Origin of the sequence: Modestobacter sp. VKM Ac-2983, from assembly GCF_026967885.1 — a bacterium.
GTDB lineage: Bacteria > Actinomycetota > Actinomycetes > Mycobacteriales > Geodermatophilaceae > Modestobacter.
Window position 1 is genome coordinate 540,216 of sequence record NZ_JAPVBK010000002.1, and the last position, 20,953, is coordinate 561,168.

At 73.4% G+C, this 20,953-nt stretch carries 23 protein-coding genes; 15 read left to right on the forward strand and 8 right to left on the reverse strand.

Annotation, left to right across the window (positions count from 1 at the left end; all coding sequences use genetic code 11):
* Window positions 1-100 precede the first annotated feature (100 nt).
* Window positions 101-391: a hypothetical protein gene (locus O2W18_RS08990; protein ID WP_269187196.1), complete on the reverse strand. Its 291-nt coding sequence runs from the start codon at window positions 389-391 to the stop codon at window positions 101-103.
* 108 nt (window positions 392-499) lie between these two features.
* Between O2W18_RS08990 and fabG the strand changes: the two genes are divergently transcribed.
* The 3 genes from fabG to O2W18_RS09005 are packed head-to-tail and all read left to right on the forward strand — an operon-like array spanning window position 500 to window position 3,160.
* Window positions 500-1,204 (forward strand): 3-oxoacyl-ACP reductase FabG, encoded by a 705-nt coding sequence (gene fabG / locus O2W18_RS08995; protein WP_269184822.1) that lies wholly within the window; start codon window positions 500-502, stop codon window positions 1,202-1,204.
* Complete coding sequence (gene fabI, locus O2W18_RS09000; RefSeq protein WP_269173341.1) at window positions 1,204-1,983, forward strand: enoyl-ACP reductase FabI; 780 nt, start codon at window positions 1,204-1,206, stop codon at window positions 1,981-1,983. The genes fabG and fabI overlap by 1 nt, the downstream gene beginning before the upstream one ends.
* Window positions 1,984-1,990: 7 nt before the next feature.
* Window positions 1,991-3,160: a ferrochelatase gene (locus O2W18_RS09005; RefSeq protein WP_269187197.1), complete on the forward strand. Its 1,170-nt coding sequence runs from the start codon at window positions 1,991-1,993 to the stop codon at window positions 3,158-3,160.
* Window positions 3,161-3,242: 82 nt separating this feature from the next.
* Here the strand turns inward: O2W18_RS09005 and O2W18_RS09010 are convergent, their stop codons facing one another.
* The gene (locus O2W18_RS09010; RefSeq protein ID WP_269187198.1) at window positions 3,243-3,983 is read right to left on the reverse strand and encodes a hypothetical protein; all 741 of its coding nucleotides are present in this window, start codon (window positions 3,981-3,983) and stop codon (window positions 3,243-3,245) included.
* Window positions 3,984-4,119: 136 nt separating this feature from the next.
* On the opposite strand from O2W18_RS09010, the gene O2W18_RS09015 reads away from it, so the two are divergent.
* Together O2W18_RS09015 and O2W18_RS09020 are read left to right on the forward strand one after the other, a co-directional pair.
* The gene (locus tag O2W18_RS09015; RefSeq protein WP_269173338.1) at window positions 4,120-4,551 is read left to right on the forward strand and encodes an NfeD family protein; all 432 of its coding nucleotides are present in this window, start codon (window positions 4,120-4,122) and stop codon (window positions 4,549-4,551) included.
* 101 nt (window positions 4,552-4,652) lie between these two features.
* Window positions 4,653-5,900: an SPFH domain-containing protein gene (locus O2W18_RS09020; protein WP_269187199.1), complete on the forward strand. Its 1,248-nt coding sequence runs from the start codon at window positions 4,653-4,655 to the stop codon at window positions 5,898-5,900.
* Window positions 5,901-6,012: 112 nt separating this feature from the next.
* Here O2W18_RS09020 and O2W18_RS09025 read toward each other — a convergent pair whose 3' ends face one another.
* Together O2W18_RS09025 and O2W18_RS09030 are read right to left on the reverse strand one after the other, a co-directional pair.
* The gene (locus O2W18_RS09025; protein WP_036338840.1) at window positions 6,013-6,780 is read right to left on the reverse strand and encodes an RNA polymerase sigma factor SigF; all 768 of its coding nucleotides are present in this window, start codon (window positions 6,778-6,780) and stop codon (window positions 6,013-6,015) included.
* Window positions 6,781-7,010: 230 nt separating this feature from the next.
* Window positions 7,011-7,508 carry an ATP-binding protein gene (locus tag O2W18_RS09030; RefSeq protein ID WP_269187200.1) on the reverse strand — a complete coding sequence of 166 codons (498 nt, stop codon included), beginning with the start codon at window positions 7,506-7,508 and terminating at the stop codon, window positions 7,011-7,013.
* A gap of 295 nt (window positions 7,509-7,803) precedes the next feature.
* On the opposite strand from O2W18_RS09030, the gene O2W18_RS09035 reads away from it, so the two are divergent.
* Window positions 7,804-8,811, forward strand: a complete 1,008-nt coding sequence (locus O2W18_RS09035) for a DNA topoisomerase IB (protein ID WP_269187201.1) — start codon at window positions 7,804-7,806, stop codon at window positions 8,809-8,811.
* Between the two features lie 97 nt (window positions 8,812-8,908).
* On the opposite strand, the gene O2W18_RS09040 is transcribed toward O2W18_RS09035, so the two are convergent.
* Both O2W18_RS09040 and O2W18_RS09045 read right to left on the reverse strand, forming a co-directional pair.
* Window positions 8,909-9,307, reverse strand: a complete 399-nt coding sequence (locus O2W18_RS09040; protein ID WP_269160889.1) for an STAS domain-containing protein — start codon at window positions 9,305-9,307, stop codon at window positions 8,909-8,911.
* Window positions 9,308-9,566: 259 nt separating this feature from the next.
* Entirely contained in the window at window positions 9,567-10,085 is a 519-nt protein-coding gene (locus O2W18_RS09045) for a hypothetical protein (protein WP_269187202.1), read from the reverse strand.
* 174 nt (window positions 10,086-10,259) lie between these two features.
* Here O2W18_RS09045 and O2W18_RS09050 point away from each other — a divergent pair, with 174 nt between their 5' ends.
* The 7 genes from O2W18_RS09050 to O2W18_RS09080 all read left to right on the forward strand — a co-directional run bounded on the left by O2W18_RS09050 (window position 10,260) and on the right by O2W18_RS09080 (window position 17,639).
* Window positions 10,260-10,850 (forward strand): DUF1360 domain-containing protein, encoded by a 591-nt coding sequence (locus O2W18_RS09050; RefSeq protein ID WP_269187203.1) that lies wholly within the window; start codon window positions 10,260-10,262, stop codon window positions 10,848-10,850.
* A 195-nt stretch (window positions 10,851-11,045) separates the two neighbouring features.
* On the forward strand, window positions 11,046-12,074 hold the full coding sequence (ku, locus tag O2W18_RS09055; protein ID WP_269187204.1) for a non-homologous end joining protein Ku: 1,029 nt from the start codon (window positions 11,046-11,048) through the stop codon (window positions 12,072-12,074).
* 6 nt (window positions 12,075-12,080) lie between these two features.
* Window positions 12,081-13,565, forward strand: coding sequence for a non-homologous end-joining DNA ligase (gene ligD, locus O2W18_RS09060; protein WP_269187205.1), 1,485 nt, complete (start codon window positions 12,081-12,083; stop codon window positions 13,563-13,565).
* Window positions 13,562-14,476, forward strand: coding sequence for a non-homologous end-joining DNA ligase (ligD, locus tag O2W18_RS09065; RefSeq protein ID WP_269187206.1), 915 nt, complete (start codon window positions 13,562-13,564; stop codon window positions 14,474-14,476). Before ligD (O2W18_RS09060) ends, ligD (O2W18_RS09065) begins: the two co-directional genes overlap by 4 nt.
* A gap of 48 nt (window positions 14,477-14,524) precedes the next feature.
* On the forward strand, window positions 14,525-15,400 hold the full coding sequence (purU, locus tag O2W18_RS09070; RefSeq protein WP_269187207.1) for a formyltetrahydrofolate deformylase: 876 nt from the start codon (window positions 14,525-14,527) through the stop codon (window positions 15,398-15,400).
* Window positions 15,401-15,504: 104 nt separating this feature from the next.
* Window positions 15,505-15,975, forward strand: a complete 471-nt coding sequence (locus O2W18_RS09075; protein ID WP_269187208.1) for a Fur family transcriptional regulator — start codon at window positions 15,505-15,507, stop codon at window positions 15,973-15,975.
* Window positions 15,972-17,639 carry a catalase gene (locus O2W18_RS09080; RefSeq protein ID WP_269187209.1) on the forward strand — a complete coding sequence of 556 codons (1,668 nt, stop codon included), beginning with the start codon at window positions 15,972-15,974 and terminating at the stop codon, window positions 17,637-17,639. Before O2W18_RS09075 ends, O2W18_RS09080 begins: the two co-directional genes overlap by 4 nt.
* 86 nt (window positions 17,640-17,725) lie before the next feature.
* Here the strand turns inward: O2W18_RS09080 and O2W18_RS09085 are convergent, their stop codons facing one another.
* Complete coding sequence (locus O2W18_RS09085) at window positions 17,726-18,985, reverse strand: globin domain-containing protein (RefSeq protein WP_269187210.1); 1,260 nt, start codon at window positions 18,983-18,985, stop codon at window positions 17,726-17,728.
* 279 nt (window positions 18,986-19,264) lie between these two features.
* Between O2W18_RS09085 and O2W18_RS09090 the strand changes: the two genes are divergently transcribed.
* Entirely contained in the window at window positions 19,265-19,606 is a 342-nt protein-coding gene (locus O2W18_RS09090; protein WP_269187211.1) for a cupin domain-containing protein, read from the forward strand.
* Between the two features lie 16 nt (window positions 19,607-19,622).
* Window positions 19,623-19,961 (forward strand): hypothetical protein, encoded by a 339-nt coding sequence (locus O2W18_RS09095; RefSeq protein WP_269187212.1) that lies wholly within the window; start codon window positions 19,623-19,625, stop codon window positions 19,959-19,961.
* Window positions 19,962-19,970: 9 nt separating this feature from the next.
* On the opposite strand, the gene O2W18_RS09100 is transcribed toward O2W18_RS09095, so the two are convergent.
* The gene (locus O2W18_RS09100; protein WP_269187213.1) at window positions 19,971-20,924 is read right to left on the reverse strand and encodes a proteasome assembly chaperone family protein; all 954 of its coding nucleotides are present in this window, start codon (window positions 20,922-20,924) and stop codon (window positions 19,971-19,973) included.
* Between the last annotated feature and the right edge of the window lie 29 nt (window positions 20,925-20,953).

Sequence of the window (20,953 nt, forward strand, 5' to 3'; positions counted from 1 at the left end):
CGTCGCTGTGTCCGGTGGTCGGGCGGGTGTCGGGGCGGTGCTGCTGCCCCTCAGCGGCGGCCTCGACGGCTCGGAGGTCTCGCGTCGGCCACGGCGCCGGTCAGGTCTGCTGGAGCAGCCGCCCGAACGCGGGGGAGCGGCGGAGGGCGACCGTCCGCCCGCCCAGGGCGGCGATGTCCAAGTGGTCGCGGACCAGCTCCAGCGCGGCGCCGGACAGCGAGGTCACCGACCCGGCGTCGATCACGTCCACCCGCACCGGCTCGCGGCCGTAGCGACGCTGGAACGCCAGGACGACGTCGGCGTCCACCGCGCCGGCCAGGCACAGCGCCCGCCCGTCGGCGGTGTTCAGCAGCCGGACGAGGCCGCGCGGGCCCGACGGGGACGACGTCACCCAGCCAGTGTGCGGCGGGATCGACGTCGGGGCTCGTCCGGTGTGACCTGCGCCCACCGACTAGGTTCACTCCGACGATTGCACGGTCGGCTCGATGAGGTGGGTGCAGTGGGCAGGTCGGTGCTGGTGACCGGTGGGAACCGCGGGATCGGGCTGGCCATCGCCCGTTCGTTCGCCGAGGCGGGTGACTCCGTGGCGGTGACCCACCGCGGCAGCGGCGCCCCCGACGGGCTGTTCGGGGTGCAGTGCGACGTCACCGACGCCGCCGCCGTCGACCGCGCCTTCACCGAGGTCGAGGAGCACCAGGGCCCGGTCGAGGTGCTGGTCAGCAACGCCGGGATCACCCGCGACGGGCTGCTGCTGCGGATGGGCGAGGACGCGTTCACCGACGTCATCGACGCCAACCTGACCGCCGCCTACCGGGTCGCCAAGCGTGCGGCGCCGAAGATGGTGCGGGCCCGGGCCGGGCGGATGATCTTCATCTCCTCGGTGGTCGGGCTGCTCGGCTCGGCCGGGCAGGTCAACTACGCGGCGAGCAAGTCCGGCCTGGTCGGGCTCGCCCGCTCGATCGCGCGGGAGCTGGGCGGGCGCAACATCACCGCCAACGTGGTGGCGCCGGGGTTCGTGTCGACCGACATGACCGCGGAGCTGCCCGAGAAGCGACAGCAGGAGATCCTCGGGCAGGTGCCGCTGGGGCGGCTCGCCGAGGCAGACGAGATCGCCGGCGTCGTCCGCTTCCTGGCGGGCGAGCAGGCGGGGTACATCACCGGGGCGGTCGTCCCGGTCGACGGCGGACTGGGGATGGGGCACTGATGGGCATTCTGGACGGCAAGAAGATCCTGGTCGCCGGCGTGCTGACCGAGCAGTCGATCGCGTTCTCGGTCGCGCGGCTGGCGCAGGAGCAGGGCGCCACCGTCGTCCTGTCCAACTTCGGCCGGGCCCTGTCGCTGTGCCAGCGGATCGCCAAGCGGCTGCCGCAGGAGGCTGCGGTGGTCGAGCTGGACGTGACGAACACCGAGCACCTGGCGACGCTGGCCGACCGGCTGCGCCCGCACCTGGGCGACGACGGTGCTGTTCTCGACGGCGTCGTCCACTCCATCGGCTTCGCGCCCCAGGAGGCGATGGGCGACGGCTTCCCGGAGGTGGCGTGGGAGCACGCGGCGACCGCGTTCCAGGTGTCGTCCTGGTCGCTGGCCTCGCTCACCCAGGCCTGCCGCCCGCTGTTCGGCGACACCGCCTCGGTGGTCGGGCTGACCTTCGACGCCACCGTCGCGTGGCCGGTCTACGGCTGGATGGGCGCGGCCAAGGCCGCCCTGGAGTCGACCTCCCGCTACCTCGCCCGCGAGCTCGGCCCGGAGGGCGTGCGGGTGAACCTGGTCGCCGCCGGCCCGCTGCGCACCATGGCGATGAAGTCGATCCCGGGCAGCGCACAGTTCGAGGAGGCCTGGGAGGGCCGCGCGCCGCTGGGCTGGTCCGTCACCGACACCGAGCCGGCCGGCAAGGCCGTCACCGCGCTCCTCTCGGACTGGTTCCCGGCGACCACCGGCGAGATCGTGCACGTCGACGGCGGCTTCCACGCCGTGGGGGTATGACGGTCTCGTGACCGACCTCGCAAGCCCCCGGCACCCCCTCCCCGCGGGTGCCTCCATCACCCCTCCCGACCAGCAGCCCGACCAGGAACCGTCGCTGGCCGTCCGCAACAACGGCGGCGTGGCCCCCTCGGCCGAGCCGGCCCCGGCCGGGCGCCGCGAGGCGCTGCTGGTGCTCGGCTTCGGTGGCCCCGAGGGCCACGACGACGTGATGCCGTTCCTGCTCAACGTCACCCGCGGCCGGGGCATCCCGCCCGAGCGGCTGGAGGCCGTCGCCGAGCACTACCACCACTTCGGCGGCGTGAGCCCGATCAACGACCAGAACAAGGCGCTGGTCGCCGCGCTCGAGTCCGAGCTCGCCGGGGCCGGCATCGACCTGCCGGTGTACTGGGGCAACCGCAACTGGGCCCCCTACGTCGAGGACGCCTGGCGGCAGATGGCCGAGGACGGCATCGAGCACGCCTACGTGCTCGCCACCTCGGCCTACGCCTCGTTCTCCGGCTGCCGGCAGTACCACGAGGACGTCGCCCGGGCCCGCGTCGCGCTGGAGCTCGACCCCACCGCGCCGACCGGCCCCACCGCGGAGAAGCTGCCGCACTACTTCGACGCACCCGGGTTCGTCCAGGCCAACGCCGAGGCACTGGCCGCGGCGATCGCCTCGCTGCCCGAGGAGGTCCGCGGCACCGCCCGGCTGGTGGCCACCGCGCACAGCATCCCCAACGCGATGGCCGCGGTGGCCGGGCCGGACGGCGGGGCCTACGAGGCCGAGCTGCAGCGGGCCGCCGAGCTGGTCGTCGAGGCGGCGGCGCCGGGACGGGGCTTCGACCTGGTGTGGCAGAGCCGCAGCGGGCCGCCGTCGGTGCCGTGGTTGGAGCCGGACGTGAACGACCACCTGCGGGCGCTCGCCGAGTCGGGGGAGACCGCCGTCGTCCTCTTCCCGGTCGGCTTCATCTCCGACCACCTCGAGGTCATCTGGGACCTGGACAACGAGGCCGAGGAGACCGCCGGCGAGCTGGGGCTGACCTTCGCCCGGGCGGCGACCGCGGGCACGCACCCGGCGTTCGTGGCGTCGCTGCGGGAGCTGCTGGCCGAGCGCCGGTCCGGCGGGGAGCCCCGGCTGGGCACCAACTGCCCGGCCGCCTGCTGCTTCGTGAAGCGCCCGGCCCGCCCGGCCGCCTGAGCCCGCTCTCGCGCACCCCCACCCGCTCTGACGCCGTTGCAGCGGCGTCAGAGCGGGTGGAACGGCGCAAGAGCCCCCGGGCTCAGCCGCGCGGGACCCAGTTGTAGGCGGCGGCCGTCGCTTCGCGGACGGCGGTGGCCAGCGGGCGCAGCGCCTCGTCGCGGGCCGCTGCCTGGGCGTGGGTGACCGCAGCCCCCGGCGCGTCGGCCATCGCCAGGTCCAGCACCTGGGACAACCGCTGCGCCCGGCCCAGCACCGACAGCGCCACCGGGTCGTGGTCGGCCGGCAGCCCCGGGGCGTGCACCGTGCGGGCCAGCCCGGCCAGGAGTCCGGGGACCTCGGGGTTCCACCGCGCCAGGTCCAGCGAGGCGAGGGTGCGGGCCGCATGGCCGACGGCGAGGTCCAGTGCCCCGGAGGCCGCCCGCAGGTTGCCCTCCGGCGGCGGCGCCAGGGGCGGGGCGCCGTCGAGGGGGACCGCCGCCCAGGAGACCGCCTCGGGCCCCAGCGCCTCCGGGACCAGGGCGAGCCGGGAGCCCACGGCGGCCTGCCCGGACTCCAGCCCCAGCGCCACCAGCTCCGGCACCGCCGGCAGACCGCGGGTGTCACCGGGGACCGGCAGCACCAGCCGCAGCCGTTGCTCGCCCAGCCCGCGCAGGGCGCTCAGCGCCCAGCCCAGCGGCACCGCCCCGTCGGTGCCGGGCAGCCCGACGACCCGGTGGGCGGTCTCGCCCAGCAGGACGTCGAGCGCCTCGTCGTAGGAACTGCGGCCGGTGAGCCAGGCGGTGGCCCAGACGGCGAACCGGCCGGCGGCGATGTCGTGCACGGTGAACGAGGCTACGACGGTCCCGCCACCGTCCGGCACAGACCGATCACGCCGGTGCGCCGCCGCCGCGGAGCCCGGTGCACCGCCGGGCGTGGGACGGGAGCCGGATCGCGCCTCCTCGTGCCAGACTCGGAGCGTGCCCGCCTGGTTGCTCTGGTTGATCGCCTCAGGCCTGTTCGCGGCCGGTGAGGTCGCCAGCCTGGACCTGGTCCTGCTGATGTTCGCCGGTGGCGCGCTGGGTGGCATGGGCGTTGCGCTGCTGGGCGGGCCGGTGCTGCTGCAGGTGATCGCCTTCATCGTCGTCTCGGTCGGGCTGCTCGTGCTCGTCCGGCCGGTCGCGAAGCGGCACCTGGTCGACCGGACGCCCGAGCAGATCGACGGCGTCGCGACGTACGTGGGCCGCGAGGCCGTGGTCAGCCAGCGGGTCGACAACGACGAGGGGCGCATCCGGCTCGGCGACGACGAGTGGACGGCGCGCACCCAGCTCGACGACGAGGCCTACGAGGTCGGTGCCGAGGTCCGCATCGTGCAGATCGAGGGCCCGATCGCCTACGTCAGCCACCTCTGAGCCCGCGATCGGGTGACCGGGGGCCCCAGGGGTGCCCGCGGGAAGCCGGACGGGGGAGGATCGATTCGCCGCACCACTCCTAGGAACGGAGCACCGCCCTCGTGGAACCCGCCCTGATCGCTCTGATCGTGATCGCCGTGCTCGTGGCCTTCATCCTGGCCAAGAGCGTGACGATCGTCCCCCAGGCGCAGGCGAAGGTGGTCGAGCGCCTGGGCCGGTACAGCCGCACCCTCTCACCCGGTCTGGCGCTGCTCGTGCCGTTCGTCGACCGGGTGCGCGCCACGATCGACCTGCGCGAGCAGGTCATCTCCTTCCCGCCGCAGCCGGTGATCACCGCCGACAACCTGCAGGTCGGCATCGACACGGTGCTGTACTTCCAGGTGACCGACCCGCGGCTGGCGGTCTACGGGATCGCGAACTACATCACCGGCATGGAGCAGCTGACCACCACGACGTTGCGCAACGTCGTCGGCGGGCTGAACCTCGAGGGGGCGCTGACCGGCCGGGACGGCATCAACTCCCAGCTGCGCGACGTGCTCGACGGCACCACCGGTCCCTGGGGGCTGCGGGTGGCCCGGGTGGAGATCAAGGCCATCGACCCGCCGGCCTCCATCCAGGACTCCATGGAGAAGCAGATGCGCGCCGACCGCGACAAGCGCGCGGTCATCCTGACCGCCGAGGGTCAGCGGCAGTCGGCCATCACCACCGCCGAGGGCCAGAAGGCCGCGTCGATCCTCTCCGCGGAGGGCAAGAAGCAGGCCGCGATCCTGGACGCCGAGGCCGAGCGGCAGAGCCGGATCCTGCGCGCCGAGGGCGAGCGCGCCGCGCTCTTCCTGCAGGCGCAGGGGCAGGCGAAGAGCATCGAGACGGTGTTCCAGGCCATCCACGACGGCAAGCCCGACCAAGGGCTGCTGGCCTACCAGTACCTGCAGACGCTGCCGAAGATCGCCCAGGGCGACGCCAACAAGATGTGGATCGTGCCCAGCGAGTTCAGCAAGGCGCTGGAGGGGCTGTCCAAGCTGGGTGGCGGCGACGACGGCGAGGGGCAGCGCAGCTGGCTGGACGTCGACGCTCCCTCCGGCGGGCAGGGTGCCGGTGCGACCCAGCCGCCGGCGTCGTCGCTGGACACCAGCAGCTGGTTCGACTCGAACCTGCCGCCGGCCGCTGACCAGCCCGAGGCCAAGATCTCGCTGTCCAGCATCGTCGACCAGGCGGAGGGGACGGCGCCCCAGATCCCCAAGCCGCCGCCGCTGTCCCAGGTCAAGCAGGACGTGCAGGACAGCGGCCCGGCCGCCGACCCGCGCAACCGCCCCGCGGACGACGACCCACTGGAGCTCCCCCCGTCCTGACACGAGAACGCCGATGGCCCAGAACTCGACGAGTTCTGGGCCATCGGCGTCCGGCCCCCTTGCAGGGTCCCGCCGCGAGCCTGCGAGCGGTGGGGGGCAAGGGGGTCCTTCCTCAGTCCTTGAGCAGGCCCTCGCGGAGCTTGGCCAGGGTCTGGCTGAGCAGCCGGGACACGTGCATCTGGGAGATGCCGATGTCCGCGGCGATCTGCGACTGGGTCATGTTGCCGAAGAACCGCAGGATCAGGATCCGGCGCTCCCGCGGCGGAATGGTGGCCAGCAGCGGCTGCAGCGACTCGCGGTACTCCACGCCCTCCAGGGCGGCGTCCTCCTCGCCCAGCGTCGCCGCCAGGGTGGGGGAGTCCTCCTCGCCGGAGAGGCGCTCGTCCAGCGAGCTGCTGCGGTAGGCGTTGGCCACCGCGAGGCCCTCGAGGACCTCCGCCCGGGGGATGCCGAGGTGCTCGGCGAGCTCGGACGGCGTCGGTGCGTGGCCGTTCTTCTGGGACAGCTCGCTGACCGCCGCGTTGAGCGAGAGGTGCAGCTCCTGCAGTCGCCGCGGCACCCGCACCGACCAGCCCTGGTCGCGGAAGTGCCGCTTGATCTCACCGGTGATGGTCGGCACGGCGAAGGAGAGGAACTCCACCCCGCGGCTCGGGTCGAACCGGTCGATCGCCGCGATCAGGCCGAGGGTGCCCACCTGGAGCAGGTCGTCGAAGGGCTCGCCGCGGTTGCTGAACCGGCGCGCGAAGTGCCGGACCAGCGGCAGGTGCTCCTCGACCAGGATCTCCCGCAGCCGCTCCCGGCGCGGGTCGCCCTTGTCCAGGGTGGCCAGCTCGGCGAACAGGGGCGCGGTCCGTTCGGCCCGCTTCCGGTTGTCCGACATCGGCACCGGGTCGGCGGGCGGTTCCGGGGTCGCCGCTGGGGTCTCGGCGGAGGGATCCGCGGCGGCGGGCTCCGTGGGGGGCGTTTCCGTGGGTTCCGTCGTCATCTGGGTCTCCGGGGCAGCGCCGGCGCCCGCAAGGGTCGCGGCGGCCGGGGTCGGGGACCCGGTGGGCTCACCCGGGCCGAGGACGGCGTCGTCGGCAGCCGGGGAGTCCGGAGCAGCCGACCGGGTCACCGTGCGACCGACACGTCGGGGTCGGACTGCTCGGAAAGGGCGTCGATCGTGCTGTAGCGCCGCAGCTTCTTGACCAGGCTGATGCAGGCGACCGGTGTGGCCTGGCCGTTGCCGGCCGGCACGACGGACTGGTTGCTGGGCCCGGCCTCGACCGTGTCGACCAGGGTGTGCAGGACCGCCCAGCCGAAGCCGTCCCGCGGCACGTCGACACCGGGCGCCGTCGGCACCCAGGCGTCGATCCGCAGGCCGTCGCGCGCGGCCTCGAACACGACCGTCAGCGGTGCGCCGCCCAGAGCGACGGAGGACAGCGTCGCGCAGGCCTCGTCGACGGCCAGGCGGAGGTCCTCGACCGCATCGAGGTCGAAGTCCATCCGCATCGCCAGGTCACCGGTCATCGCCCGCACCGCAGGCAGCTGGGTGGGCGAGGTGGGGACCCGCAGCTCCAGCCGCTCGGTGCGCCGCTCGCCGGTGGCGGCGCCCGTCGTGTCGACCATGCGTCGTTCGCTCCTTCGTCGTCCTCCGCGCCCCCGGACGGGAGCGCGGCTGTCCGTCTTCGCGCACCCGCCCCCGCGGCTCCAGCTCGGAGCGCGAGCGACGAACGGTCGCTCGGCGACGGGTGCCAGGCCTGACCCGGCTCCCTCGACGGTAGACCGACCGCCTGGCTGCGTTGCCCGCTGGGGCGTCCCGTCAAACGTCCCGTCGGGGGTCATGGTGCACGGCGACCGCCCGGCCGGGAAGCGTGGCGACCGCCCGTGTTTGGGTCGACCCGGTCGTGCGCATCCCCCGGTCGTGAGACTGCGGCGCAGTGACGTGCACGCCCCGGGCTGGACCCGGCGTCGCGCCGGCAAGGGCTTCTCCTACCTCGACGAGGCCGGGGTCCCGATCAAGGACGACCGGCTGGACCGGTTGCGGGCGCTGGCGATCCCCCCGGCCTGGAAGGACGTCTGGATCTGCCCGTGGCCCAACGGCCACATCCAGGCCGTCGGCACCGACGCCGCCGGGCGGCGCCAGTACCGCTACCACGACGAGTGGCGGGTCAAGCGGGACGCCGCCAAGCACCAGCGGGTGCTGGAGATCTCCCACCAGCTGCCCGACGTCCGGGACGAGGTGGCGTCCGCGCTGCGCACCCGCGGGCTCAACCGTGAGCGGGTGCTGGCGTGCGCCGTCCGGCTCCTGGACCTCGGCGCCTTCCGGGTGGGCAGCGAGCAGTACGCCGAGGACAACGGCACCTACGGGCTCGCCACGCTGCGCCGCGAGCACGTCGAGGTGCGCGGGGAGCGGGTCTTCTTCCACTACACCGCCAAGGGGGGCATCGACCGGGAGGTCGAGCTGCTCGACCGGCCGACCGCGACCGTCGTCCGGCAGCTGCTGGAGCGGCCGGCCGAGGAGGGCGAGGAGCTCCTCGGCTACCGGCTGGCCGACGGGAGCTGGCACGACGTGACCAGCGACGAGGTCAACGCCTTCCTGAAGGAGGTCAGCGGGGCGGAGATCACCGCCAAGGACTTCCGCACCTGGACGGCGACGGTGATGATGGCCGCGACGCTGGCCGAGAGCCCCACGCCGAGCAGCCGGACGGCGCGCAAGCGGGCGGTGCGGGAGGCCTACGTCAAGGTCTCCGAGCAGTTGGGCAACACCCCGACGGTCTGCAAGACCAGCTATGTCGACCCCCGGGTGGTCGATCGGTACGAGCACGGCGAGACGGTCGCCGACGCCCTCAGCGAGGCCGCGCAGGCGCCCGACGACCGCACGGCGCAGCGGACCATCGAGTCCGCGGTCTGCCAACTGCTCAGCGTCTAGACCCCGACGGTCGATCCCCCGACACGGCGACGGCGCCCCACCCGGAGGTGGAGCGCCGTCGTCGCGGTGTGTGCGGCCCCTGGAGAGAGGCCTTTCCTCAGGCCTTCTCGGCGATCGTGAACAGATCGATGAGGCCGGTGACCTCGAGCGGCCGGGTCACGGCGCGGGTGTTGGCCACCAGCCGCAGGCCGACGTCGCGGGAGCGCGCCGACTTCTGGGTCTCCACGAGCACGGCCAGGCCGGCCGAGCCGAGGAACTGGACACCGCACAGGTCGATGACCAGCGCGGTCGGCTGCTGCTCGAGCTGGGTGTCCAGGGACGCCCGGAGGACGGGGGCGGTGAAGGTGTCGACCTCGCCGACGACCGTCACGGTGACCGTGCCGTCGTCGTCGGTGGACGTCGACAGCGTGATCACGTCGTCGAAGGGTGCGTCGTTCGAGTCAGCAGGGGCTGACACGTCGCGCGAGCCCTCGGCGGGTGAGTCGGATGAGGTCACGGACTGCAGCTCCTCTCAGCGGCGGTGCCTGGCGGGCACGCGGATGCCCGGACAATGTACTGCGGTACACCGTCCGGACCAGACGCGGTCCGGGACACCGAGGTTCGTGAACACCTCCCGAGGAGTCCTCGGGCAGGCCACGGCTGGCTGCTCAACCGTGGCGCCCAACCTAGCGGCGTCATGATCGCGGCACCAATCCAGTGCTCAACCGCTCGACGGGCCGGCCACGCCCGGCCCGTCCGTCGGGCAACGGCAGGGCTCAGGTGCCCTCGACGACGTGGACGGCGCGCTCCTCGGCGCCCTCCCCGCCGACGGGCGCGTCGGCGAACGCCTCGACGTCGTCGCCGGTGCGGTTGGTGCCCGAGTCGCTGAGTCGATCGGTGTCCTCGTCCTGGTCGAGCTGGGCGAAGGCCCGGTCGGGGTCCTCGGCGGGGCGCACGTCGGGCGCGTCCTCCGGGATCTCCCGCTCCAGCCGGCCGCTGAGCGGCTCGCCCTCGGACTGCTCCCGCGCCGTCGTCCCGTAGTCGACGGCCTGGTGGGCGCGGTCGCCGGGCTCGGGCGCGAACTCCGGGTCCTCGGCGCGGGCCATGGTCGGGCTGTCGTCCTGGGAGACCTCGGGGATGCCGTTGTCCTCGGGGAAGACGTCGCGGGCGGTCTGACCCTCGGGGCCGACGTCGCCGCGGGGGCCGTCCGTCGTGCCGGTGAGCCCACGCTCGTCGTCGGGGAACTCGGCGTCGTTGAGTGCGGAGTCGCGGGCGGCGCGGTCCGGGTCGGTCATGGGAGTGCCTCCGTTCTGCGCGCCACAGGGGCGGGCGCGCTCGTCCGTCCGGGGGACGGGGGAGCCGGTCGGGTGACCGGCGTCGTGGTCGGCCCCTACCCGAGGCCCTGCCGGGCATGCGTGATCCCGCTCCCGCCGCCGCATGGCACCGAGGGTCGCGGGTACCGGCGCGGCATGGCGATCACAGACGAGGTCCAGCGGATCGGGCGGCCGGTCCGCCGCTGGGCCCGCACCCAGCAGGAGGAGTACACGCAGGGAGAGGCCCGGCCGCTGGCCGCGGACCTGGGGGCGATGAGCGTCTACATGGGCCTGGTGGGCGCGGCGGCCACGGCGATCCGGGTGTCGGGGCGCGAGCTCCCCAGCCGGATACCGCTGGGGGACGCCGTCCTGCTGACCATCGGCACCTTCCGGCTGGCCCGGCGGATCGCCAAGGACCCGGTCACCGCCCCGGTGCGCGCCCCGTTCGTCAGCTACCAGGGGACGTCGGGTGAGGCCGAGGTCGCCGAGGAGGTGCGCGAGCACGGCGGCGTCAAGCACGCCGTGGGGGAGCTGCTGACCTGCCCGTTCTGCATGGCCCAGTGGGTCGGCACGGGGTTCGTGCTCGGCTACGTGACCGCACCTCGGGCCACCCGGCTGGCCGCGCTGACCATGACGATGGTGGCCGGCTCCGACGTCCTCCAGTTCGTCTACGACGCCATCCAGAACGGCGGGCTGCGACCCGGTGGCGACGAGGACGCGGGGAGCCTCACCGGCCAGGAGGTCTGACCACGGGTCGGGCGTCACGCTGCGTGGCCGCCGGGTGCCGGCGGTCCGTGGCGTGCCGCCGGGTCCGTGTTCCCCGACCGGGTGAGGCGCTGCGCTCCGTGACCGTCTCGGGCTGCCGCGCCGGCATCTGGGCACCTATCCTGTGATCTTGTCGAGACGGCGGGCGTCACCGGACCCCGCGGACAGGAGGCGGTCATGCGGTCGATCTGGCGCGGCGCGGTCTCCTTCGGTCTGGTCAGCATCGCGGTGAAGCTGTACTCGGCCACCGAGGACCACGACATCCGGTTCCACCAGGTGCACAAGGCCGACGGCGGCCGGGTCAAGTACCGCCGGGTCTGCTCGGTCGACGGCGAGGAGCTCGAGTACGGCGACATCGCCAAGGGCTACGAGCTGCCCGACGGCCAGCTGGTCGTGCTGACGGACGAGGACTTCGACCAGCTCCCGCTGGGCACCACGCACGAGATCGAGGTGCTCCAGTTCGTCGACCAGGAGCAGATCGACCCGATCCACTTCGAGAAGACGTACTACCTGGAGCCCGACGGCGTCGCGACCCGCCCCTACGTGCTGCTGCGCACCGCGCTGGAGAACGCCGGCCAGGTGGCGATCACCAAGATCGCCATCCGGCAGCGGGAGTCGCTGGCCGCCCTGCGGGTCCGGGAGGGCGTGCTGGTGCTGCACACCATGCGCTGGCCCGACGAGATCCGCCGGCCTGCGTTCAGCTTCCTCGACGAGGAGGTGCCGGTCCGGCCGCAGGAGCTGGCCATGGCGGAGTCGCTGATCTCCACGATGGCCGGGGACTTCGACGCCACCCAGTTCACCGACGACTACCGCGAGGCGATGACCGCCCTGCTGGAGGCCAAGCAGTCCGGCGGTGAGGTCCAGCCCGCGCCCGACGCCGCCGACGAGGGCGGTGGTGCGGTGGTCGACCTGATGAGCGCGCTGCGGCGGAGCGTCGAGCGCGCCGGCGGCAGCACCCCCGCCGCCGGTCCGGACGACGGGTCGGACGACGAGAGCGACGCCGCCCCGGCGAAGACGACGACGGCGCGCAAGACGCCGGCCAAGAAGGCGGCCGAGGGCGAGAAGGCGCCGGCGAAGAAGGCCCCGGCCCGCAAGGCGGCGCCCGAGAAGGCTGCGCCGAAGCGGCCGGCGTCGGAGCAGGCAGCGGCCGGCGACGAGCCGGCGAAGCCGGCCAAGCGCGCCTCCCGCCCCCGCAAGACCGCCTGACCCCCGGTGGCCGCCGCCGACCCGCTGGCGTCCTACCGGGCCAAGCGGGACCCGACCCGCACCGCCGAGCCGGTCCCGCCGGCCGGGCAGCCCTTGCCGATCGGGGACGACGACACCTTCGTCGTCCACGAACACCGCACGCCGCGCGGCCGCACCGGCGAGCGGGTGCACTGGGACCTGCGGCTGGAACGCGGCGGCGTGCTGAAGAGCTGGGCGGTGCCGAAGGGCCCGCCGACCGAGCCGGGGGTGAACCGGCTCGCCGTCCCCACGGAGGACCACCCGCTGGAGTACGCGTCCTTCTCCGGCACGATCGCCGCCGGCGAGTACGGCGCAGGTGTGTCGACCATCTGGGACGCCGGCCGCTACGCCACCGAGACGTGGAAGGACGACCACGTCACCGTGGCGTTCGACGGGCAGCGGCTCACCGGGCGGCACGTGCTGTTCCGGCTGCCCGACGGCAGCTGGGCGCTGCGCAAGCTCGATCCCGACCCGGTGGTCGCCGGGCCGGTCGCCGATGGGGTGCCGGAGGACCTGCCGCCGATGCTGGCCGCGATCGGGGAGCTCCCCGCGGCCGGTGACCTGCGCTGGGGCTACGAGTTCAAGTGGGACGGCGTCCGGGCGCTGGCGCACGTGCGCTCCGGGCGGGTCCGGCTGCGGGCCCGCAGCGGCAACGACGTCACCGCCAGCTACCCCGAGCTCGGCCCGCTGCCGGACGCCCTGGTCGGTCACGACGCGGTGGTCGACGGCGAGGTCGTCGCGCTCGACGCCCGGGGCCGGCCGGACTTCGGGCTGCTCCAGGGCCGGATGCACCGCACCGGACCTGAGGTGGCCCGGCTGGCCGCGGCCGCCCCGGTCAGCTACCTCGTCTTCGACCTGCTGGCGCTGGACGGTGAGAGCCTGCTCGGGCTGCCCTACACCGCCCGCCGCGAGCGGCTGGACGCGCTCGGGCTGGGCTCGGACCGCTGGGTGACCACCCCCTGGTTCCGTGGCGACGCCGCGGGCGTGGGGCAGCAGGTACAGGCGGCCAGCCGGGAGAACGGCCTGGAGGGCATCGTGGCCAAGCGGCTGGGATCCGGGTACCGGCCGGGTGGCCGCGGACCCGACTGGCGCAAGGTCAAGAACCTGCGCACCCAGTCGGTCGTCGTCGGCGGCTGGCGCCCCGGGGCCGGGCGGCGGGCCGGCGGCATCGGCTCCCTGCTGCTCGGGGTGCACGACGAGGAGGGCCGGCTGGTCTTCGCCGGGCACGTGGGCACCGGCTTCACCGCAAGAGCGCTGGCCGACCTGGAGCCTCTGCTCACCCCGCGGGCGTCCGCGCCGTTCGGAGACCCGCTGCCGCGCGAGGTGACCCGGGATGCGCACTGGGTCGAGCCGGTGCTGGTCGGCGAGGTCGCCTTCACCGAGTGGACGCGGGAGGGCCGGCTGCGGCACCCGTCCTGGCGCGGGCTGCGCGAGGACCTGGCCCCTGCCGACGTCGTGGTGGAACCCGGATGAGCCGGCAGCGGGTGCAGATCGAGGGCCGCCAGCTGGAGGTCTCCAACCTGGAGAAGGTGCTCTTCCCCGAAGTGGGGTTCACCAAGGCCCAGGTGATCGACTACTACGTGCGGATCGCGCCGGTGCTGCTCCCGCACGTGGCGCACCGGCCGGTCACCTTCACCCGCTGGCCGTCCGGCGTCGAGGGCAAGGCGTTCTTCGAGAAGAACAGCGCCCGGCACGCCCCGGAGTGGGTGCGGTCGGTGACGGTGCCCTCGCCCGGCTCGTCCCGGGGGCGGGAGACGCTGGACATGGTCCTGCTCTCCGCCGTCCCCGACCTGGCCTGGTCGGCCAACCTCGCCGCGCTGGAGGTGCACGTGCCGCAGTGGCAGGTCGACGACGCCGGGACGGCGCAGCTGCCCGACCTGCTGGTGCTCGACCTCGACCCGGGCCCGGGCACCGGGGTGGTCGAGTGCGCGCAGGTGGCGCACCGGCTGCGCGCGCGGCTCGTCGCCGACGGGCTGGACCCGGTGGTGAAGACGTCGGGGTCCAAGGGGATGCAGGTGTACGCCCCGATCACGTGCGCCGACAAGGAGCACCCCAGCCGGTACGCCAAGGCGCTGGCCCAGGAGCTCGCCCGGCAGACGCCGGAGGAGGTGGTCTGGCGGATGGAGAAGGCGCTGCGGCCCGGCAAGGTGCTCGTCGACTGGAGCCAGAACAACACCGCGAAGACGACGGTCGCGCCCTACTCGTTGCGGGCCCGGCCGTTCGCCACGGTCTCCACCCCGCTGCGCTGGGCCGAGGTCGACGCGCTGCGCGAGGGCGGCGACCCCGAGTCGGTCCGCTTCCGCACCGACGACGTGCTGGACCGGGTCGCCGAGCACGGTGACCTGTTCGACGTCGTCCACCGCACCCGCGCCGTCCTGCCCTGACCGACCCACCCAGCGGCGCGGTCCGTCGCTGTTGAGATCATCGGGCGCATGTCAGCGCCACGAGAGCCCCACACGACCGACCTGGGGCGGCTGGTCGTCCGCTGCCCCGACCGGCCGGGCATCGTCGCGGTGCTCTCCGGGCTGATGGCCGAGGTCGGCGCCAACATCACCGAGTCCCAGCAGCACTCCTCGGACCCGCTCGGCGGCACCTTCACCCTGCGGCTGGAGTTCGTCCTCACCGACCTGGCGACCCGCCGCACCGAGCTGGAGGCGGCCCTCGCCGGCCTGGCGGGGGAGTGGCAGTTCACCTGGCGGCTGACCGAGGCCGCGCACACGCCGCGGCTGGCGGTCTTCGTCTCCAAGGCGGACCACGTGCTGCAGGAGCTGCTCTACCGGGTCGGCTCGGGTGACCTGCGGGCCGAGATCGCCGCCGTCGTCTCCAACCACCCCGACCTGGAGCCGGTGGCCCGGGCTCACGGGGTGCCGTTCCACCACGTGCCGGTCACCCCCGACACCAAGGACGCTGCCGAGGCCCGCGCCCTGGAGCTGATCGGGGACGTCGACCTCGTCGTGCTGGCCCGCTACATGCAGATCGTCTCGGCCGACTTCTGCAGTCGCTTCCCGGAGCGGCTGATCAACATCCACCACAGCTTCCTGCCGGCCTTCGTCGGCGCGAACCCGTACCGGGCCGCTCACGACCGCGGCGTGAAGCTGATCGGGGCGACCGCGCACTACGTGACCGCGGAGCTGGACGCGGGCCCGATCATCGAGCAGGAGGTGGCCCGGGTCGACCACCGCGCCACGGTCGAGGACATGCGCCGGATCGGTCGCTACGTCGAGCGCCAGGTGCTGGCCCAGGCGGTCACCTGGCACGTCGAGGACCGCGTCGTCGTCGAAGGGGACCGCACCATCGTCTTCGCATGATCCCGGCCGGCCCCGTGCAGGGCCCCGCCGCCAGCCTCCGAGTGGTGGGGGGCACGGGGTCCTTCTCTTGACTCAATCAAGAGAAGGGCGTTGACTGGTTGCTGATGGAGACGACCTGGGAAGAGCAGCTGCGGACGGCGGGGCTGCGTGTCACGCGGCCGCGGCTGTCCGTGCTCGGGGTGCTCGCCGAGCACCCGCACGTCGACGCCGACACCATCGCCACCGCCGCGCGCACCGTCCACCCCTCGATCTCGCCGCAGGCGGTCTACGGGGTGCTCAAGGCGCTCGTCGGCAGCGGGCTCGCCCGCCGCATCGAGCCGGCCGGTGGCCCGGCGCTGTACGAGCTGCGGGTCGGCGACAACCACCACCACCTGGTCTGCCGGGGGTGTGGGCTGATCGCCGACGTCGACTGCGTCGTGGGCCAGGCGCCCTGCCTGGCGCCCTCGGACGCGGCGGGTTTCGCCGTGGACGAGGCCGAGGTCGTCTTCTGGGGACTCTGCGCGAGCTGTCAGGTGTCGCGCGGAACGCACGGGTACGGAACGAGCAGTGCCATCGGAGAAGGAGTGATCGCATGACCGACGTCGCATCGCAGGGCCCCGCGGCCAGCGAGGCCGACCGGGCCGTCCTGACCAACCGTCAGGGACACCCGGTCTACGACAACCAGAACCAGCGCACGGTGGGCTCGCGTGGCCCGGCCACGCTGGAGAACTACCAGTTCCTGGAGAAGATCAGCCACTTCGACCGGGAGCGCATCCCGGAGCGTGTCGTGCACGCCCGTGGCGCCACCGCCTTCGGCGTCTTCGTGGCCGACGGCACCGTCGGCGACGAGCCGATCAGCACGTACACCCGCGCCAAGCTCTTCCAGGAGAAGGGCAAGGAGACCGAGGTCGCGCTGCGCTTCTCCACCGTCGCCGGTGGCCGGGACTCCTCGGAGGCGGCACGTGACCCGCGCGGCTTCGCGGTGAAGTTCTACACCGAGGACGGCAACTGGGACCTCGTCGGCAACAACTTGGGTGTCTTCTTCATCCGGGACGCCATCAAGTTCCCCGACTTCATCCACTCGCAGAAGCCCGACCCGGTCACCTTCGAGCGCCAGGTCGCCAACCGGGTCTTCGACTTCTGGTCGCAGTCGCCCGAGGCGCTGCACATGATGACGCTGGTCCTGAGCCCCCGCGGCCTGCCGGCGAGCTACCGCACCATGCAGGGCTTCGGCGTGAACACTTACAAGTGGGTCAACGCCGCCGGTGAGACGAAGCTGGTCAAGTACCACTGGCTGCCCAAGCAGGGCGTCAAGTCCTGGACCGAGGCCGACGCCGCGGTCGCGCAGGGCAAGGAGCTCGGCGTGCACACGAAGGACCTCTACGAGGCCATCGAGCGCGGCGAGTTCCCGTCCTGGGACCTGCACGTCCAGCTGATGGACGACCACGACCACCCGGAGCTGGACTTCGACCCGCTGGACGACACCAAGGTGTGGCCGGAGAACGAGTTCCCGCTGCGCAAGGTCGGCACCATGACGCTGAACCGCACGCCGCAGGACTTCTTCACCGAGAGCGAGCAGATCGCCTTCGGCACCGGTGTGCTCGTCGACGGGCTGGACTTCTCCGACGACAAGATGCTGGTCGGCCGGACGTTCTCCTACTCCGACACCCAGCGCTACCGGGTGGGCCCGAACTACCTGCAGCTGCCGGTGAACCAGCCCAAGGGCGCGAAGGTCGCCACCAACCAGCGCGACGGGGCGATGGCCTACGGCGTGGACCTGGGCCCCGGCCAGAACCCGCACGTCAACTACGAGCCGTCGATCCTGGGCGGCCTGCGTGAGGCCGAGTACCCCGCGCACGACGAGCAGGGCCCGGAGATCACCGGCCGGCTCACCCGCAAGCGGATCGAGCGCACCGACGACTACACCCAGGCCGGCCAGCGCTACCTGCTGTCCGAGCAGTGGGAGAAGGACGACCTCGTCGCCAACCTGATCGCCAACCTGTCGCAGTGCGACCGGCCGATCCAGGAGCGGATGATGTGGCACCTCTTCATGGTCGAGGACGAGCTGGGCCAGCGGGTCGGCGAGGGCCTGGGCATCAGCGCGGACGACGTCCGGGGCATGCAGCCGCTGCAGACCCAGACGCTGACCGAGGCGGAGCTGCAGCGTGCGGCCAACCTGGGCAAGAACGGCCCGCGGGACGTCTCGGGCCTGACGATGACGCACTGCGTGCCCAACGAGCACGTCGTCCTGGAGAAGTGACCCTCCGGGGCTGAGGCCCCACCGCACGACCTGCGGGCCGCGTCCGGGAGTTCCCGGACGCGGCCCGCAGTGCTGTGCAGGGTCGGTCAGGCCTGCGCGGCGACCGGGTGGGCGGTGGCGTCCGGCGTCGGCTCGGCGGCCAGGTCGGCCTGCCACAGGTCGGGGCCGAACACCTCGTACTGGATGTCCCGGCCCGGCACGCCGCGGTCGATGAGCGCGCTGCGCACGGCGCGCATGAACGGCAGCGGACCGCACAGGTAGTACGCCGCCCCCTCGGGCAGGTCGATCGCCCCGACGTCCATCATCCCGGCGTGCACGCCGGCGACGGGCAGCGAGCTCTCCGCACCCTGCTCGTACCAGACGTGCAGCGAGGCGTTGGGCAGCTGTTGCACGTCAGCGCTGATCTGCTCGCGCAGGGCGAAGGAGCCCTCGTCGACGTCGGCGTGCAGCAGGGTGATCGGCAGCCGCGAACCGGCCGCGGTCAGGTGCGAGATCATCCCGGCCATCGGGGTGATCCCGATGCCGGCGCTGGCGAAGACGACCGGGCGGCCGGAGTCGTCGAGGACGACGTCCCCGAACGGCAGCGACATCGTGAGCACGTCGCCGACCTGGACCTGGTCGCACAGCAGGTTCGAGACCTCACCGTCGGGCTTGTCGCCGCCGCGCACCCGCTTGACCGAGAACTGGCGGTGCTCGCCGTCGTCGGCCCGGGTCAGGCTGTACTGCCGGGGCTGGTGGACGCCGTCGGGCATGAGCATCTTCACCGATACGTACTGGCCGGGCAGGGAGGTCTTCACCAGCCGGTCGTCGATCCGCTTGACCCGGAAGGTGACGACGTCGGCGGTCTCCGCGGTCTTCTCGGCGACCTCCCACTCGCGCCACACCGTCTCCGGCCGCACCCCGCGGGAGCTGCAGAGGCCGCGCTCCATGTTGATCAGCGCGTAGGCCATCAGCCAGTAGACCTCGTCCCAGGCTGCGGCCACCTCCGGGGTGACGGCCTCACCGAGCACGTCGACGATCGCCCAGAACAGGTTGTCGTGGACGACGTCGTACTGCGCCGGGGTGATGCCCAGCGAGGCGTGCTTGTGTGCGATCCGGGCCAGCAGGTGCTCGGGCACCTGCTCCGGGTCCTGGACGAGCGCGCTGGCGAAGACGGCGACCGAGCCGGCCAGGGCGACCTGCTGGGTGCCCTCGGCCTGGTTGCCGCGGTTGAACGTCCCGTCGAGCAGCTCGGGGTGGGCGCCGAACAGGTGCGCGTAGAAGCGCCGGGCGATCTCCTCGATGTTCTCGGCGACGACCGGCAGGGTCGCCTCGATGACCGGACGTGATCGATCGGACAGCAACATGAGCTCCTTGCGTCGGGGTCGTGCTCTTCCCGCCACCGGGTGCCGGTGCGCGGAGGCACCCCGAGTCTGGTGGGGGTCGCCCGGTTCCGCAGCAGGTCTTTGGTCATCAGCGACGGTGGCGGCTGCGGTCGGGATCCGCTGTGCGGTCCGGCGCCGACCCAACGGGTTGCCACGACCGGCAGGCAGCGGGCATGGTCCGGGGCGGTGCCGGGCCCAGTCCTCGCGCCGGGCGCGGGTCGTACCGGCCGCCCGAGGTCCCGGACCGTGGAGAGGACGCGCATGAACGGCGAACGACAGGACGTGTGGGGGATGACCCGTGACCTGGCCGCCGCGGCGGCCGACGCGCACAGTGGGCGGGCGGCGCACACGGTCCACGGCGGCCACGAGGCGACCCTGCGGCAGACCGTGATCGCGTTGCGCGGGGGCGCGGGGCTCGCCGAGCACGAGAACCCCGGCGAGGCGACCCTGCTGGTGCTGGAGGGGCGGGTCCGGCTGACCTCCGCCGCCGCTCCCCAGGAGCTCGGGAAGGGCGAGCTGCTCGCCGTCCCGGCCGATCGGCACGCCCTGGAGGCGCTCGAGGACTCCGTCGTCCTGCTGACGGTGGCGAAGCTCCCGGCGTGAGCGCGGGCACGTACCGGTGACCGACCGACCTCAGGGGGCGGAGACCGAGTCCATGGACGACCCGGACGCCGGGCTGCTGCGGGCCGCAGCCGGCCGGCTCGAGGAGCTGGCGGCGCGGACCACCGGGGGCAGCTGGACGGTCGGCGGGTTGCTGGCCTCCCGGCCGGAGGTGGTCGCCCGCTCGGCGGACGGCAGCACCGAGCACGTCGCCGAGGCCCGGACCCGGACGGCGGAGTGGATCGTCACCCTGTCCCCGGCGGTGGCCGGTCCGCTGGCCGCCTGGTTGCGCTCGGCCGCCACCGCGACGCCGGTCGACCCGCAGGCGCTGGTGGTCGCCCGCCTGTTCGCCGGCTGAGTCGGGGCGTCACTCGGTGGGGCGGTCGCCGTCCTGCTCGGCGAGGAACCGCTCGATCTGCGCGCCGAGCTCGTCGCCGGTGGGCATCTCGCCACTGAACCCGAGCAGGCCGGTCTCCTCGCGGGAGGCGGCGAAGGAGTCGAACTGCTCCTCCAGGGCGTTGACCACCGCGGTGTTCTCGCTGGAGCGGGCGATCTGCTCGTCGACCTCGGTGCGGTGCGCCTCGGCCGCCTCGCGCAGCGTCTCGACCGGCACGTGCAGGCCGGTGAGCCGCGTCAGGTGCTCCAGCAGGGTGAGCGAGGCCGCCGGGTAGGTGGCCTGGGTCAGGTAGTGCGGGACGTGCGCGGCGATGCCCAGGGCGTCGACGCCGGCCTCCCCGAGCCGCAGCTCCAGGAGTGCGCCGACGCTCCCGGGGATCCGCATCTCTCCCCAGTACAAGGGATAGGACTCGATGAGCTGCCGCCGCGTCGCGTGCGCGGTCACGGTCACCGGGCGGGTGTGCGGCACCGGCATCGGGATGGCGTGCAGCGCGATCGCGGAGGTCACGCCCAGCCGGTCGACCAGCTGCAGCACGGCGGCGACGAACCGCTCCCAGGCGAAGTCGGGCTCGGCGCCGTGCAGCAGCAGGAACGGCGTCCCGCCGTCGTCCTCCAGGGCGTACAGCCCGATCTCGGGGGAGGAGATCGACACGTACCGGTCGCCGGAGAACGTCATCCGCGGCCGGTGGCCGCGGTAGTCGACCAGCGCATCGACGTCGAAGCGGGCGATGAGCCGGTTGGGGAGCGCATCGAGCAGGTGGGCTCCGGTGAGCGCCCCCGCGTGCGCGGCGTCGAACTCGCCGGCCAGGTCGTGGACGAGCACCAGACCCGTGCGCTGCTCGGGCGCGGACACGGCCGCCTCGCGGGCGAGGAAGGGCTCGGCCTCGGGGAGGACCTCGACGAGGTCCTCCGGTCGCTGCGGCACGGGGCGTCCTCCTGAGGGCTGGTCGGGCT

Bases quoted from the DNA above. Each gene is read 5' to 3' on its own strand.
- O2W18_RS09050 (WP_269187203.1), top strand. From the start codon at position 10,260: ATGGCGATCACAGACGAGGTCCAGCGGATCGGGCGGCCGGTCCGCCGC.
- O2W18_RS09085 (WP_269187210.1), bottom strand. From the start codon at position 18,985: ATGTTGCTGTCCGATCGATCACGTCCGGTCATCGAGGCGACCCTGCCG.
- fabI (WP_269173341.1), top strand. From the start codon at position 1,204: ATGGGCATTCTGGACGGCAAGAAGATCCTGGTCGCCGGCGTGCTGACC.
- purU (WP_269187207.1), top strand. From the start codon at position 14,525: ATGTCAGCGCCACGAGAGCCCCACACGACCGACCTGGGGCGGCTGGTC.
- ligD (WP_269187206.1), top strand. From the start codon at position 13,562: ATGAGCCGGCAGCGGGTGCAGATCGAGGGCCGCCAGCTGGAGGTCTCC.
- O2W18_RS09075 (WP_269187208.1), top strand. From the start codon at position 15,505: ATGGAGACGACCTGGGAAGAGCAGCTGCGGACGGCGGGGCTGCGTGTC.
- O2W18_RS09045 (WP_269187202.1), bottom strand. From the start codon at position 10,085: ATGACCGACCCGGACCGCGCCGCCCGCGACTCCGCACTCAACGACGCC.
- O2W18_RS09025 (WP_036338840.1), bottom strand. From the start codon at position 6,780: ATGTCGGACAACCGGAAGCGGGCCGAACGGACCGCGCCCCTGTTCGCC.
- O2W18_RS09080 (WP_269187209.1), top strand. From the start codon at position 15,972: ATGACCGACGTCGCATCGCAGGGCCCCGCGGCCAGCGAGGCCGACCGG.
- O2W18_RS09090 (WP_269187211.1), top strand. From the start codon at position 19,265: ATGAACGGCGAACGACAGGACGTGTGGGGGATGACCCGTGACCTGGCC.
- ku (WP_269187204.1), top strand. From the start codon at position 11,046: ATGCGGTCGATCTGGCGCGGCGCGGTCTCCTTCGGTCTGGTCAGCATC.
- O2W18_RS09030 (WP_269187200.1), bottom strand. From the start codon at position 7,508: ATGGTCGACACGACGGGCGCCGCCACCGGCGAGCGGCGCACCGAGCGG.